This window comes from Sphingobacterium sp. FBM7-1 (assembly GCF_020687765.1).
In the GTDB taxonomy this organism is placed as follows: Bacteria; Bacteroidota; Bacteroidia; order Sphingobacteriales; family Sphingobacteriaceae; genus Sphingobacterium.
The window spans coordinates 599,484-616,025 of sequence record NZ_JAJEWJ010000001.1; the positions used below are offsets into that span (position 1 = coordinate 599,484).

Annotated in this window: 10 protein-coding genes; 2 read left to right on the forward strand and 8 right to left on the reverse strand. The window is 33.7% G+C overall.

Annotation, left to right across the window (positions count from 1 at the left end):
- Positions 1-86: 86 nt before the first annotated feature.
- Both LKO28_RS15405 and LKO28_RS02925 read right to left on the reverse strand, forming a co-directional pair.
- A complete protein-coding gene (locus LKO28_RS15405; protein ID WP_262905969.1) occupies positions 87-215 on the reverse strand; it encodes a hypothetical protein in 129 nt (42 codons plus the stop codon).
- Between the two features lie 237 nt (positions 216-452).
- Entirely contained in the window at positions 453-833 is a 381-nt protein-coding gene (locus tag LKO28_RS02925; RefSeq protein WP_227693206.1) for a hypothetical protein, read from the reverse strand.
- 593 nt (positions 834-1,426) lie between these two features.
- Between LKO28_RS02925 and LKO28_RS02930 the strand changes: the two genes are divergently transcribed.
- Both LKO28_RS02930 and tnpA read left to right on the forward strand, forming a co-directional pair.
- A complete protein-coding gene (locus tag LKO28_RS02930) occupies positions 1,427-1,792 on the forward strand; it encodes a hypothetical protein (protein ID WP_227693207.1) in 366 nt (121 codons plus the stop codon).
- Positions 1,793-1,947: 155 nt separating this feature from the next.
- Positions 1,948-2,130 carry an IS66 family insertion sequence element accessory protein TnpA gene (gene tnpA / locus LKO28_RS02935; protein WP_227693546.1) on the forward strand — a complete coding sequence of 61 codons (183 nt, stop codon included), beginning with the start codon at positions 1,948-1,950 and terminating at the stop codon, positions 2,128-2,130.
- A gap of 9 nt (positions 2,131-2,139) precedes the next feature.
- On the opposite strand, the gene LKO28_RS02940 is transcribed toward tnpA, so the two are convergent.
- The 6 genes from LKO28_RS02940 to LKO28_RS02965 form a co-directional block, all read right to left on the reverse strand.
- Positions 2,140-2,457, reverse strand: a complete 318-nt coding sequence (locus LKO28_RS02940) for a hypothetical protein (protein WP_317206600.1) — start codon at positions 2,455-2,457, stop codon at positions 2,140-2,142.
- A gap of 152 nt (positions 2,458-2,609) precedes the next feature.
- The gene (locus tag LKO28_RS02945; RefSeq protein WP_227693208.1) at positions 2,610-3,707 is read right to left on the reverse strand and encodes a Fic family protein; all 1,098 of its coding nucleotides are present in this window, start codon (positions 3,705-3,707) and stop codon (positions 2,610-2,612) included.
- A gap of 461 nt (positions 3,708-4,168) precedes the next feature.
- Positions 4,169-7,225 carry a DEAD/DEAH box helicase gene (locus LKO28_RS02950; RefSeq protein ID WP_227693209.1) on the reverse strand — a complete coding sequence of 1,019 codons (3,057 nt, stop codon included), beginning with the start codon at positions 7,223-7,225 and terminating at the stop codon, positions 4,169-4,171.
- A 31-nt stretch (positions 7,226-7,256) separates the two neighbouring features.
- A complete protein-coding gene (locus LKO28_RS02955) occupies positions 7,257-10,226 on the reverse strand; it encodes a type I restriction endonuclease subunit R (RefSeq protein ID WP_227693210.1) in 2,970 nt (989 codons plus the stop codon).
- 3 nt (positions 10,227-10,229) lie between these two features.
- A complete protein-coding gene (locus tag LKO28_RS02960) occupies positions 10,230-11,933 on the reverse strand; it encodes an AAA domain-containing protein (protein WP_227693211.1) in 1,704 nt (567 codons plus the stop codon).
- Positions 11,934-11,935: 2 nt separating this feature from the next.
- The gene (locus LKO28_RS02965) at positions 11,936-16,540 is read right to left on the reverse strand and encodes a sacsin N-terminal ATP-binding-like domain-containing protein (RefSeq protein WP_227693212.1); all 4,605 of its coding nucleotides are present in this window, start codon (positions 16,538-16,540) and stop codon (positions 11,936-11,938) included.
- Positions 16,541-16,542 lie beyond the last annotated feature (2 nt).

Sequence of the window (16,542 nt, forward strand, 5' to 3'; positions counted from 1 at the left end):
ATGCCGTCGTAAATTCTGTCAATATTTGTGACAAATAATAGCTGAAGCCGGACCGGTTATAAAGTAAATATACCGTTTTCTATCTCCTACGAAAACACAATGATACCGAGTATAATGCCAATGACCATAATCGCATACAGCAAAATCTCATTTGCGGCATATCGTTTATATCTGGTCCAAAAAGTATAGTCTTCTTGTTTTTCTTGTTCTTTCATGATTTACTTGTCGATGCAAATTCTAATATAAGTTGATTATCAACCACTTACAATTCATCGCATTATGGAAGCATCATATTGGTTAAAAAATGCACTTTTAGCGTATAAATAACGTTAAATAAAAATACGAAATATCCGACAATAAGTAAAGAATATATTATCCAATAAATAAACCAGCTAAATTAATACCGATATCAGCATAAAAAAAGCCTACAATTAAGTAAGCTTGACAATTGACTATTGAAAATCTTTATCAGTAACTCGATAGAGTAGTTGAATATTTAATTTATCATTACCATCTACCTCTTGTATAAATTTACCATTTATTGATAATCTTATTTGAAAATTACCTATACTTGATATTGACTGCCTATTCATAAAAAGTCTTATTTCATCACCAACTCTTACGTTATCTGAAAAGCTTTTTGAAGCATTGATAGTAAATCCCCTTTGCTCTTTTCTTGAGTTATCAAAATAACCTCCGTCAGTTTGACCAGCTGTAGCAAAGGTATATGTCGCACTTAAAGTTTTACCTGTATTATCTGGTTTAGATGTATCTTTACCGCATCCACTAATAAGAAAAAATGCGATAAAAATGTAGCAATAAAGCAATCTCATAAAAATTAAAATTAAAGTTAATAATCTTTTACAAAGATAGTTATTTCATCCCAAAAACTAACAGCATTTCAATATCTCTATGTTACATTCAAATCTCGGTATGTAGTAATTTTTCGAACTTTTTGATTCATCTACTATATGTGATATCTTTGTGCTATTCTTTACCCTTGGTAGGGAACCTACAAAGGTCTTGAACGTTGAACCCGCTAATCAACGTTCTTTTTCCCTCCTTTGGATCTCCTAATAACTGAATATATTGTTAACGATGTTGTAACAAATTTTGTAAATATTTGTTACAACAAAAACAGTATATCTACTTTCGAATAGCTGTCCAGAATTACACGTCGTTTGAAATAACAACCGTTTTTTGAACCCGTTTGTGACTGTCTTTCTTTGGAAAAACCCGAGAACATTCCTCATGATAAAACCGTCACAAAAGGCCATGTTTCTTTAAGATCGAAAATGGCTTTTAAAAAACCACGGAAGTAAAAACGACAAATTTATACTCCTCTGCTTTTTTGTATCTTTGGCAAATTCAAACAACTATACTTAAAACTGTTATGAAATATTCGTATTTAAAATTATTACCAATTTTGTTTTACTCGGTATTTTTACTAACTGGGTGTGAGTCTAGCAACGATATAAAACCAAAAAATGAAGAGACCGAGATTGAAGAAGAATATAGTCTAATCGGAGGATGGTTAATGGAGGGCACTACTCGTTATGGTCTCGATTTTAAGAACAATGGTGTCGTAATATGGAGACATAAACCTTATATGCCGAGCGAACTTAAATATGTGCATAAAGGGAATACACTTACTGTTAGTGAAAAAAAAGGAACAGTAACTTTCTCTGATGACGGTGACACAATTGTATTAAAAGGCTTCTCAGACATAAGTTCTTTTGGAGCGGAAGGCTCCGTAGGCCCCTATATCAATGGGACGTACATGCGGCAATAAATAAGTAATTGCCAGACCCGACTACTTAATCAAAAACAACATGTGATTCGTCTGCATTGTCTAAGTTTAAGCCCCTTCTCAATCCTCTAAAAAAAGGGTATCCGCCCGACCAAGTGCATATTGCTTAGTCTGAATACGAGGCGGATCTTTGTGTCATGAGCACAGAAGAAAAAAGAGAGAGGATGCTTTCGATGGTTGAGGATTGGAAAGCGAGCGGATTGACCCAAAAAGCATTTGGCCTATTGCACGGGATCAACGTTGCGACCGTGGGTTACTGGGTCGCCAAGTCCAAGTACCAGCAGTGTATATACGAACCGATACGTTTTTCTTACGTTTAGTGAATAAGGTTAAGTACTATCGTCTACATAATTATCGATTAGAATAATGGATGTTTTGGCACTTTTAATAATGTCGCTTACGAATGTATATGCGTCGAAAACTTGGCCGTCAAAATACACTCCACGTTGTGGCAGTTCATTATTTTCTAATGCCGAAAAGAGCTTGTTGAATTTTTGATCATGTTCTATCAATTTGTTTTCAATACCTGAAAGACGTAAATGCTGAAGCGTTTCCTGACCAACTAATTTCCTTAATTCTACAAAAGCATTCATAATTTGGATGCTGACTTTTACAGCAATATCACTTCGTAAGACCGCAGACAGCATCGCTACACCCTGCTCGGTAAAAGCATACGGATTTACAGCGGAATGTTTTAACGATTCGAACCGGTCGCAATTTGCGACCAGTTCATCTTTGTTACAGCATGTACCCCTTGTAATAATTGGTCTAGATTAATCATAAACAGGTTTTTTCAAACTTAAAACACTAATTCATGTCGAACTGAACGTCCTGCTCCTAAAACTTGTAATGCACCTATTTCATTCAAATGTTGTAAATCACGCGTTGCTGTAGCTTTAGATGTTTTGGCAATAGCCATATATTTTTTTGCAGTCATGCCGCCTTGAAAACCCTCCACACCAGCATCGAACATGCGATTAATCACTTTCTGTTGTCTTTCGTTCAATAATTGCTTGAAACTATCAAAATACTTAACCTTCTTCACCGTAAATTCAACCAACTGCTTTGCTTCTATTTGAGCTGTTAAAATTACCTTTCCGAAATAAAGGATCCAATCTGTAATATCCAATGTAGATTGTGCAGCTTTCAAAGCGTCATAGTATTGATTCTTATCCTTTTCTATAACTTTGGATATCGATAACAATACTGGACTTTGCAACGTATGTGACAATGTATATTCGGCTAATGCTCTACCGATTCTACCATTACCATCCTCAAAAGGATGAATACTTTCAAAATATAGATGTACGATAGCTGATTTGACGATGGCTTTACTGATCTTATCTAAATGACTTAAATTATCATTACTAAACCAATGTATAAAAGTCTGCATTTCTTGAGCTACAATTTCTGAAGGAGGCGCTTCATAATGCACCACTTCACGTCCATAAGCTCCAGAAACAACTTGCATAGGTTCTGATCCCTCACGCCATTGTCCCGCATTTATCGTCAAAAATGATTCCATCAAAATTTTATGCCAGTTCAAAATCATGTCAAGAGACAAATCATTAAGGTATGACTCTCGAACCTCGGTCATTAATCTTGCCATACCCGCTACACGTTTATCCGTAACTTTAATATCTGATCGCAAACCTAAATTACGTTTGATGGAGGACATCATATCGATACGGCTCATATATTCTCCTTCAATTTCAGAGGATTTAATTGCTTCAGAAATAAGAATCTCAATAATAGTTTCCTGCTTCAAATCATCATTCAAACCTGTAATTAAACCATTTACCACCCCCAACTCTTCAGCAAAAGAAATGGAGATCGTTTGAAGATTTTCAAGCGTAAACCTAAAATTAGGCCAGTCTTTATATTGCCAATTATACATATTGAGCCGATTCAAATAAACATTCAACTCAAATATAGCAAAAATTTGAGCCGATTAAAGGAAATAATCGGCTCAATAGAACTAAAAAATTAATTTACCCTCCCTAAGAATCACTTTAGCATTAAGATTAAAACCACCAGTGACCAATTTTTTGACTGAACAGCCCTCATCGCTTGACCACCGTGGTTGGATATTAAAATTAACAACAACCTCTATATGTTTCTGCCTTATGCAACTACTTCCCGATACAAAAAATGTTATCTATTGATTTACAGGTGATTAAATTTAAAAAAGTACAGATTGCATACAAACCATGTTACATTCAAATCTTGGTATGCAGTAATTTTTCGATGAAGATTGCTTTTATTCCTACTCAGAACATATATGCAACCATCTGTTTAGGAATGACTATCGACACAAAAATCATAAATACAGTTATTAAAGTAGAACTTAAAATCAATTTATGAAGTCCATACACTCAATTCACATGAGCTAACATCTTTTAGAAACGCTTCACTACTCGAAAGTAAAATTTTTATGCGCTTAAATGCTTCTTCTTGTTGAACTGATAAATTCTTCGTCTTTAAACCTGGCTGAACAATAGTTATTTCAACCGGTATAACTGGGCTTGTAAATGCACCTAAGATTTCCTTTATTTCATCAAGTGTTCCTTTTTTTAGCTTCCTATGACTGTCATTTTTATCAGCTCTTTCATAAATTTGATTTAATAACAATTTCCTATTTGCCCAATTCACCGATTTAGTAGCTTGTCCTGCCACTTCATAATTATCATTTATGCTGCAATTTGGGACTTCTCCGCTTTGTTTTTTACAATGAAAAAACTGCACCTTCCCTTTTTTAAAACCAATAACATCAGCTATTTCTAGTGAGCCATGATCATAAAACACAACATCATATATTTTCTTAGCTTCCTCAATTATATATTCATGAATTGAAATTCTGTTATCATTTTGTAACTTATTTCTCTCAATATCATCCCTTGAAAAAAATTCCTTTTTTAAATTAACTTCTTTAGGCCAATTATGTCTAATTAGTTTTTTTTCCTCTATAGTTCCAATTTCTTTTCCAAACTCGTAGAAAACTCGTCCGTCTTGTTTAGATAAATCCTCATAATACAAATGAATAGGGTCTTCGGCTAAAAGCGTAAGAAATGCTTTATCTGTAGTAAAACTTTCACCTCTTTTAATCGCTAATGTATGTTCTGTTTCTGGATGATAATTAAAACAAATCTTAGGCTTTAAAGAATAGTAAATCTTCGCATGATGATCATTTTTTGAAATTTGCAGACAAATTAAATCTTTAAGCTTTTCAATAACGTGGATATCACAAGAACAAACAAGTGCAGATTCTGCTGGTTCACCATGTTCATTCAGGAAGTATACCGAAGTTAATTTATGATAAAAACCTGGCGCCCAATCTGCAAAGAAAACTTCCTTATCTGCAAATTGATCTACAACTTTTCCACTATCAAGCTCTGATAATGGAGCATGTAGATTATCCATCTCTGGATCACCGATTTTTTTACTTAAAAAGTCTAACCATCCGGTTAGGTATTTAATCTTATTATCTTCTAAAGTCCAGATTTTAGATGCAGGACTTATCCCAACCATCATCTCTTTACCTAACAACGGCTCAAAACCTCCTCCAAATGAATGCCCCCTTGTATAACTATATTTGTCTGTTGGAAGAACACTTTTCTGCGCTTGAGACCCTAAAATGTTCTTATAAGATTCGGTATTCCCTTTTGTCTTACGGCTTTTCATTCCGACATTATACAATTTTGTTTCCTTCCAACCAGCCATTACACGTTTTAGATATGGTAGAGGGATTTTATCATGTAAGACACCCGTCAATAAATATTGCTCTACAATGTGTTCATATAATTCATTTTCTTTAATTGTTGAACAGATATATAGTAATCGATTATCTCTATTAAAATAGACAATTACCAATTCATTTTTAACATCTTTAAGTTGATCATCCTTTTGATACCATGCCGGCGTCTTTAATTCAGAAACTATAAAAACTGCTACATCAAATTCGTTACTTACTTGATGATGACGAACTAATGGGTTTTTCAATAAGCTTGTTCCATTAAAATCTATTTCTACAGATATATCAATTAGCTCTTCTGCATTTTCGGCTTCAAATAAAGCGTTTTCAGCAGGCGGAATTATCTGATATGCCTTTACATGAAAAAAAGGTTTTAAATCGTCATTATCTACCTGTAACAGTTCTTCTATATCATAATCAAATAAGGGAGTTGGTTCTGTTAAATCTTCAAAGGAGTCAAAAAAATCTTGCTCATCTTCAGTTTTTTGAATTTTTGCTTTGTGCAAATCAGGCAATACAATTGACCAGTCTTTAGTATCATTTTTAAATAACTGATAGGATTCTATTTCAAACTCATGTTGTCCGGCAACTACTTTTGCTACATTCCCATCTTCGATGTTTGTTCTAGATATTCTGCCTACAAATTGTAAGGTAATGGCCAATGATTTATGTGGTACGTGAACCGCTGCTATTTTTAGTGCTGGAAAGTCATACCCTTCGCCCATCATATTAACACAAATTACACCATCAATTTTTCCAGAACGCAGTTTAGAAATACGGCTCCTAATAAATTTTTCAGATAGTTTACTATGTATAACCTCTAACACTAAGTCCGTGTGCTCTTTATAGATTGCATTTAACTTATTTGCCGCAGTCCTACTATCGGTTCTTATGATAATTTTATGTTCATCATTTGTTCTTTGTTTATAAATTTCTGCTGCCTTCTTTGCAATAGCAATATTTTTATCATCCTGAGAGTCATGATCATTTGTCATCACGGGAACAAAGTCAATTCTGCTGAACAACTTGTTTTCATAAGCTTGCTTAAGCGGATAGCTATATACTAATCTAGCTTTTATATCTTTTTTATCTCTCCTAAACGGTGTTGCTGTTAATAAAACTTGTTTGGCTGATATATACCTATTCAAAATCTCCTGCCATGAGCTTGCTCTACTATGATGAGCTTCATCAACAAATAAAAGATCAAATTCTACATTATCAACTGGATCTGCAGGCGTTGGTATTTTTGTTAACGTTCCTGGAATACCTACAATAACATCATTTTCATCGCACGTCTTTTTCCATTCAAGGGGGTCATTGATTTCACCTATTACTTCATAAACTTTAGGCAGGTATTCTTTGTTAATTATACATTTTGAAACTAATAATTCTGGATTTCTAAATTGATTAGCAATTTGCGCACGAACTAATTGGCTTGGAGTAATAACCAATACCTTCTTTCCTTTCAATGCATAACTAAGTAAAATCATCACAGCCGTTTTGCCTGTACCTGTCGGCATTGTAACCAACGCCGGTTGACTCTTTGTACTAAAATGCGCGATGACTGCCCCAACAGCAGCTATTTGATTAGCATATAGATCTTGCTTGCCTTCAGTCTCTGAGAAAAGATTAATATGCGGCGCTCCATCAATAAATACACTCATAATTGGTTGCGTTTAAATTGGTTAGCTCTCCCTAATAATACTCCTTGATATACTCATACGCTCTTTGAAACAACATTTCATTCTTATGAAGCTGGTATTTTAGCAATGCTTTTCGCAACGATTTTTGTATTTCTCTTTCGCCAGCGGCTGTTGTCTGCCAGCCCGGAAATCGAACGACACGAACGATATCATCAATATCTTTAACGATACGCTCCACTACAGCGGGAGTTTGGTCCGTTTTGAGCTCGATAAACAATTCTGTCAATGCAGCTTGTGGTGTCTTCTCCAACAATTCCGCTTCGTGATCCTTCTCCGCTTGGAGCGTATCTTTTGCTAGTTTACACAGTTCTTTAACAAACTCGATGGAGGTAATTAAACCTTGCTCGGCTTTTGCTCGTAAATCTTCCAGACGTTCACTCAGTTTTCGAAACTGAGGATTCCCACCATGCTTTTTAAACCGATTGACAAGAATGTCTTCAATTTTCTTCGCATCTTTTGGATCTGGGTTATTGAAGATATTATCAATTACGTCGGCATCCAAGACAAATTCTTCCAGATCATGTACCTCTCCGACGGTGATGTTTTCGTGTATCAATCTTGTCGTCTCAGCACCTAAAGTCAACCATAGCAATTTACCGGTATGATCCGAGGCTGGTTTTACAGAAGCATATACCTGCGACAACCAACGATAATCTGCTTGATAAGGATCCAATACTCGGTCGGGTGAAAGCGACTCCCAGACGTTCATCAGCAATTTGAAATCGTTCGCAAACGCGTCTTTTAATTCATCCGTTCGAATAGCATTTTGAGCCGCTTCCAAACCTTCAAACCCCTCCAGAGAGCGGTCTATACCTTCAAAATGAGTAAGCGCGTTGTGCATCAGACCGGGTAATTTGTCTTTAAGCTCATTCAGATTCGTCACGATGGATTGCATCGTTTTATCATCAAATTGCAGAGCTTTTGCAGCATCATCAAAAATTCCGAAGTAATCCACGATTCTGCCAAAATGCTTATTCGGATATAGCCTGTTTGTTCGACAGATGGCCTGCAATAACGTGACATCCTTGATTGATTTATCCAAATAAAGTGTCTGTAATATAGGCGCATCAAATCCAGTCAAAAGCTTTGCTGTGACGATGATGAATTTTAAAGGCGACTCAGGCTTGTTAAACTCCTCGACAACTTTCTCTTGCTGCGATTTATCCACCGCCCATTTATCTTTAAACTCCTTCGGATCGTTTGCAGTGGTCGAAATAACAACCTTGCTGGCTTCCTCCGGAAAATACTTGTCCAATTCTTCCTTATATTGCACGCAAGCATATCGATCCGGTGTTACGATCATCGCTTTGAAACCATGAGGTTCTACTTTTTCCCGGAAATGTTTAGCTATATCGGCCACAATTTTGCCTACACGTTCAGGTGCCTTTAGAAAGGCTGCCATACGTGCAGACTTTTTATTGAGTAAATCAGCATCTTCGTCTGTCAAGTCCGCTGCTGATTTGAGTGCTTCAAAAGCCTCATCCAATAATTCCTTATTCAAGTGTACGTCAACCAGCCGAGGTTCAAAGTGTAACGGTAATGTAGCGCCATCCCGAATAGAGTCTTGGAAGGTATATCGCGATAAATAACCACCATTATCCGTTTCTGATCCAAAAGCCCAAAAGGTATTTTTGTCCGCTCGATTGACCGGCGTCCCCGTAAGCCCAAACAAGAATGCATTTGGTAAAGCGGCACGCATCTGTCGGCCTAAATCACCCTCCTGCGTACGATGGGCTTCATCAACCAGTACTATAATGTTTTCGCGTGTATTCATATTGGGTTTGGCATCCCGGAATTTATGAATCATGGAGACGATAATCTTACGGGTATCACGTTCCAATAAACGCTGCAATTCGCTTATGCTCTCCGTTGTCACGACATTGGCAATATCTGCCGCATTGAATGTACCCGATATTTGTGTATCCAAGTCTGTACGATCCACTAAAATAAGTACGGTCGGACTTTTCAATTCCGTCGTATTTCTTAATTTCTGTGCCGCATAAACCATCAAAAAGGATTTTCCGGATCCCTGAAAATGCCAAATCAATCCCTTCTTAACCTTTCCGTCCAACACACGCTCAACAATCTTATTAGCTCCTTCGTATTGCTGGAAACGTGGCAAAATTTTAATCAGCTGTTTTCTTTTGTTGGTGCTGAACAAACTAAAATTCTTGAGTATATCTAATAACCGCGCTGGCTTCAGAAGATCATTCATTTCAAGGGCTACATCACCAATCCCCAGAAATTTACTTACGCGATCTTCTTCCAGATCCATACGCCAAGGTCCCCAAAATTGCAATGGTGTACGTATTCCACCGTATCCAAAGGATTTTCCCTCGGTAGCAAAATTGAGAATATTAGGCACAAACAATTGCGGAATCGAATTTTCATAAACTTCCACAATCTCATGAGCACCGTCTAGCCACGATATCGATGGTCGAATAGGTGTTTTAAGTTCACCTACAACCACTGGAATACCATTTACAAATAAAACAATATCGGGTATTTTGGTTTCCCGGGCATAAACGCGTAATTGATTGGTAATGATGTATTCGTTATTATCTAAATTCTTAAAATCTATGAGTTGAATGGGAATGTGCTGATTGTTTTCGCCAAAGGGCATAGATTCGTCGCCACACATCCATTTTTGAAAAGCTTGATTGGCACGCACCAAACCAATTTGCCCTACCGAAAGTAATATCGCACGCAATTTGTAGATCACTTCGTCTGCCAAAGCGGGATTAGCAGCTATAGCAGGATTTAAGCGTTGTAAGGCTTGATGTAAATTGCCTTCCAACAACACCTCGTTAACCCCACGCTTTAAATCTTGTGGCGCTACATATTGCCAAAGTTTACCATAAGACAAACTTGACTCTTGCAGTACCGAAGCTGCGCTGAAAACATACCCCGATAATTCTTTGATGACAAATGCTTCTACCGTATTACTTTCGTTGAATTTCATAAGTTAACAGCTTAGTAATTTATTAAAATAGTTTTTTACTTCTGAAGATACATTAGAAGTAAAGATTTCAAAATTTTTTTCTGTAATAATAATATTATAATGTCTTGCTCTACTTGTAGATACATTAAGACGATTCTTATCAAACAGAAACTGTGGACTATTTCCAATTCTTAATAAAGTAAATACAATATCCACAGTCATACCTTGAACTCTATCAATCGTCTCAACCAAAAGCTTTCCTTTATTTTTTACCAACAGGTCGGACAATCCCAATTGCAATACCATGACATCTTCTTTGTAAGGCGACAATACAGCTATTTCAACATTATTTGATTCTGAAAGCCTTCGTATTAAGTCCTTCATTTGTGGCAAGAATACCTTTAAATCATATATTTCTGAAAACTTATTAAGCTTCCAAAGAGCGGTTGTGTTATGTACATTAAACAAATGCAAATAATCATCATTAATAATAATATCTAAAGGCTTGCTTCCTTTTGATTTCAACTGATTACCATAAAATGAATTCGTTAACCAAGTATTAAATTCATTTAATCTAAAAGTTTCGTCAAGTAAATAATAAGAACTATTTGGTTTATGCATCCAAATTTCCAATCCATTAATCAATTTGTCAATTTTCAAATGTATATCAGATCTTTTCCCTGGATTCAAAACTATTGGAGTCAACTGATTTGGATCACCAATGATAATAACTTTTTTTGCTAATAATGAAAATGCTTGTATAGTAGTGAAAAATGCTTGTGAAGCCTCTTCAATTATCAATATATCAAATATTGGATTATTGGATTGTAAATGAACTATTTTTTCAGATAGTTTATAATAAGTTGTCAACTGTACAAAAGATTCTGGCACCGAATTTTCATCAAAAATTCGAAGAAAAGAAAGTTCTTTTTTCTCATTCATTGATAAATTAGTTTTATACACCAAATTCTCAATGGAACTTCCTTTCAATTTCTTAGCTAATTCCACTAAAGCTTTGTTCGTCAAAGCAGTTACACATATTCTTTTACCAGTTGCAATTTTTTCAAGAATATTGGCTACTAAAGTTGATTTACCTGTTCCTGGTGGGCCCTGAATAATTATTTCATCCGTTTTTTGTAGTTCGTCAATTATAGTTAATACCTTATCTTCGCCAAATGCATTTTGATTTAGCCGTTTAGTAGGTATAAAATCTAAGAAATTAATAGAAGCATTATCTTCTGTAAATTTTTCCAACCGTTTTAGATACCTATAAGGGGGTTCCGTTTTTCCAATTAAAACATTTACAATTGCCCGTTTTTGTTTCTCCAATTTTAGTTTATCAAAATAATCAGCTGGTGCTCCAGAAAAAGAAATATCCACATAGTCGTTAGTACTATCCAATATATAAATTGATTGAACACTATTTTCACCTGTACTTATGACTTCTTTTTTTTGCACAAATTCTTTGAATCTAAGCTGAGGTCCTACTGTAGACTGATCCAAAAAATAATACATAGTATACATTGAATTTAATCGAACTGCTACATCAGCTGGAAAACGGATAATAACATTTCCCCTAAGTTCGTCTAAGCCTTGTAACTCGCCAAGAGCACAATCATGTTGTTCAATAAGAGTTTGTAAATGGGAATTATAATATAATTCCCATTCGCGACTTAACTCTACTAATTGCCATCTATAAAATTGTACTTGTAACTCTACTGGTATCATAATTAAATTGGCAGTTCATCAAATATGGATTTATATTCTGGATCCTTATTAAGTCTTAGGATCATAGAAGCAGATACCGTATTATTATATTGATACTCATTAATGGTCTTTCCACTGAAATAACTACCAATAATCTCTTTTCTATGTTCAGCATTATCAGCAGAAATTTTAAATATTACATTTTTATCCTGTTCTACCAAAGACTTAACATCTTCAATGATGATCAATTCACCGCGTTTAGATAAGCAATAAATAATAGAAGGCACCTCAATCATTGCATTCCATAATTGAATAGAAACAAATAATAAATTCTGACGCGCCGAACGCGGATATATCCTAGTTGGAGTCCCATTTATAGATAATGTGAAATAAGTTTTATTCATTACATTCTCAATATCAGACTGAACTGCGGATAAATCATAACCTTTATCTTCATAATGACGAATAGCCTTAAATGTAGCTAAGGCATTCCATATTCTTCTATCTGACTTGGATAAGTCTAAACCAAATAACTTAGCAAAGGCTTTCTCCTCCTCTTCACTTAATCCATATTTAGATTTCTTATCCTCAGATTTTTCATCTATTTTCTTTTTATAGTAATGTTTTTGCTGAATTATACTTCTGAATATATCCAATGACATGTTATTCAAATTAAAAGGAATATTTTCAGCTTCGTTTTTACAAATGAAGTAACTATTATTACTACTATTATAATAAGAAGTCTCATCAGATTCTATCTCATCAGCCAAAATCAAATCCTCAAAAGTTACTTTTAATGGGATATACTCATAGGACAGGATGTAAATAGGATTTTGTGACTTCAGATACCAATCATTATAGTAATCGGCATCATACAATTCACCGTTACTAATCATAGCTTCTAAATTAACGTTTGACTCTATCTTTATATCATTAACTCTATTTCTATACGTTGTAGGTAAAATCAGATTTTCAGGAATAAATGCATAACCTTTACGTTGTATATAATCGCTTATTTTCTCAATAAATTCATCATGATTTTTATACTTATAAAATTTTGCAATATTAGAAATATCTGAAAATATAAGTTCTTGTTTTTCATAGGATATTATAGGATAATAAAAATTACAATCTTGTTGGAGATTTTGACTAGATAAATTATTATAAAAAGAAATTATAAACTTGTAAACCTGCTCATTGAAAGTATTCGAAACTATAGACCTTTGAATGAATTGTGTCGTATTCTCAAATAATTTTAAATCTCTATTTAATGTAGAAACACAGGCCTCAGCGTCAGAATATTGACCTTTTTTCAAAAATGTTCTAAGCTTATAATGTGCATTACTTTCACCATAACATCCGCAATTAACTAGGTATTGTAATTTAGTAACTTCTGAATTAGCCCAACTTTTAAGTAAGCTGCTTAACTTTTCATTTTCAAATAATACACTCTCATCTTGCACTGCGAAAGTATTTTTATCAATTAGATAAATATCTTGACCATTTACATGATATCTAAAGTTGGTATGTGCAATGCCTGCATTATACAATAAATTAAGAATGTTTATTTTATCAGTGTCACTTAATGACACGGTTGCTCTTTCTAATTTAAATAAGTTCTTTTTGTTTATCCAATTCTCAATAACCAAATAAAGAAATTGATCATCATTTAAAGTAATAAAATTACCTTTTATATAGCTCATTATATGGCTAGATGGATATACTTTTAGCTCAAAGATTTTACCTCGTATTGTTTCCTTCAAATCAATTTCATTGGCTGGCAATAAGTTTAAAAATAGTTCTAATAAATTATTTTTAGTACTTAGATTGTTAACCAACGATAGTAAATTGAAAGTTTTTATTATTGATTGCCCTGTCGCATTTTGATAAGAAATCTCTACTTCATCTTTCCAAAGTTCGCCATCGATGACATCACTATTAATTTTAATTTTCTTAGCTAATTTTTTATAGATATTAGCGTCAGTGAGTGCATCATTGATGAATCTTTTCAAAAATCTAACCTCCACCTGATCAGAATCATATTGAATAGTACTTGAAAAAAGTAGATTAAAATTAGCATCATCTAACAAAGATGTAAATGATTTTAATTCTTTAATATATTCTGTAGGTAGCTCTTTCACTTCAGTAGAAGCTATAAATAGTGCATTATAGTTAGATGAGTAAGAAAAATTTTCATTATTATAAAGCTCATTCAAAGGCTTAAACTCACCTAAATTATCTTTATACCAAGGCAATTTAGCTACCGTTTTTATATCTACTCCCGAAATATTTCTTAAAACATTCAATACCAAAACTCTATCCGAAATAGAAAGCTCATTTAGCTTGTTCTTAAAAACATCTACCAGTTTAGAATAATATTGCGCACCCTTTGAGATATAAGTATTTTCACGTATTATCTTACCAAGATGCGGATAATTCGCATAATTGTCGTTGGCAATCTTTGAGGAATTTTTTGTTAGTAACGATAAGATAGGTTCAAGAATATCATCTTTCAGAAACAATTGATTTGACAACTCAACAACTTCAACTAGAGAAAATAACTCCGACCCAAAACGAATAAATTTTACAAACTTTAAAGTATCGTAATCTAGCTTTGAGGACTCAATCCAATGTAGAAATTTTAAATATCGCTCTCGATCAAATTGTTTTATCCTTTCATTTAGTACTGCTACAGACGCTTCATCCTTAAAAAAAGTGAACAAACTCTTATTATCTACAACTTCTATATTGAGGTAGGCTATACTTAATTCAGTAGTATTAATATTCCAATTTACTAGCTTCTTATTACTCTTAACAAACGCTAAAAATTCACGAGGTGATAAAATTGATGAAAATCCAGTCTTATCAAAGATAGCCTCCGAACAGGTTACAAAACTTCGATCGGAAGTCTGAATACATGCAATTTCTTTTATTCCTTTCTTCAAGCCTCTATTAAATGCCTTATTAATATCTCTACGGTCAGAATTATTTTCATCTAACAAGTTTCTCGGTAATATTTTTAAATACGAGCTTGTGAATTTTTTTTTACCTAAATGTTCAGCCCATTTGATTAGGGAGTAACCAATATGATAGAATAAGTAATGGTTCCATATATTTTCAGCTAAAATACCTTCACGATCTGTCTTAGATACAAAATCGGCATTAACAATGAATGGAAACTTATAATTATAATCAGATGTTGGCAAGTAATTGTATAATATAGATTCCGATTCTTTTACAGGTTCAATATTTCTATCGTCAATTTTCTTTACAGCAAAAGAAAGTGTCGTTTCTTTTAATTTACCAAGTTTTTCAGGTATATTTTCTAAAATTTTACCTTCCGAGTTTTTAAAAACCCATTTACCTTCTTCAACTTCAACATGCTGTAAATCAAAACCAGCCATATTAAAAGCTTCATTATTTATTAAGATATCATCTTGATAAGATGCATATACAGACTCCTGAATATCATTAGCAAATACCTGTGTTTCATCTGCTGTCTTGACCACCTCTATAGATGTCTCGATACCTCTAGGGTCTGTATAATGAATCTTTTTGGTATGACGTAGAAATAGTAAGAATCTAGGATCCTTCACTAATTCACGGATCATTTCATCGTACTTTTTTTCATTTATTTTAGCTTCGCCTACACCTAAAGCAATATTTACATTTTTATTTGTTTGTATATAAGGTGCTAAGTCAGCTGGATAATCTTTGAGATCAATCCATATAGGTTTAATTTGCCACGGAATATTATCCGTATTGGTAAATTTATCTTCTTGCCCCCTATAGTCTATAAAAAATTGCTTTCTAGCTTCATCCGTTAGTTTAGACCAATAGGGCTCATATAATTTTTTAAAATCTTTATATATGCTTGCAGTCTTATCAAACTTAAAACTATAGTCTCGTGAGTAGATATATACTTGATCACTATCAGAGAAAACTGACTTAAATCCTATTCCTTTATAACCTGTTTTAGTCTCATCATTCTTTTTCGTACTCTGAGCAGCATCAGAAATGGCTTTTACATTCGCTCTATTAAAGTATAATCCAGTATGTTGGAATACAAAGTAATCTTTTAATAGCTGAATGTTTATTTCCACATCTTTACCTTTAACAGGCATATCATCAGCATTTTGTATCAGCTCAAACACAAATCGTTTGGTTTGAGTATATAGCTCTAGCTGATTTAATTTCAACTGACTAGCAATCGAAGCTGCATCTCCAGGATTTTCCCCTTTCTTTCCAAACCAAGTAGCTATAAATTCTTTTGCGGATACATTATTAGTTGTTTGCTCAATAATATCGATATCAACAACTTTAACTTTAAATGGATGATTATATTTTATTCTATTTTCATCCTTATCAAGATCTAATTTGATTTGATAAGAATTTCCATCCTTTAACCCTTTTAATAAAGGAATATACAATTTAACATCACGCTTATATCTATAATTATCAAGTTTTGGAAATAATAAATTACTATCATTAGATTTAACTTGAAAATAACCATGCGGTTTCTGTCCCTGCTTTAATTCCTTATTTTCTTCAAAAATTGCAATAAAAGTTAATGATTCATTTTTCCAATAACTTTTTAAAGTTTGTAAAGCTTCTTCTCTCGAGATCATAA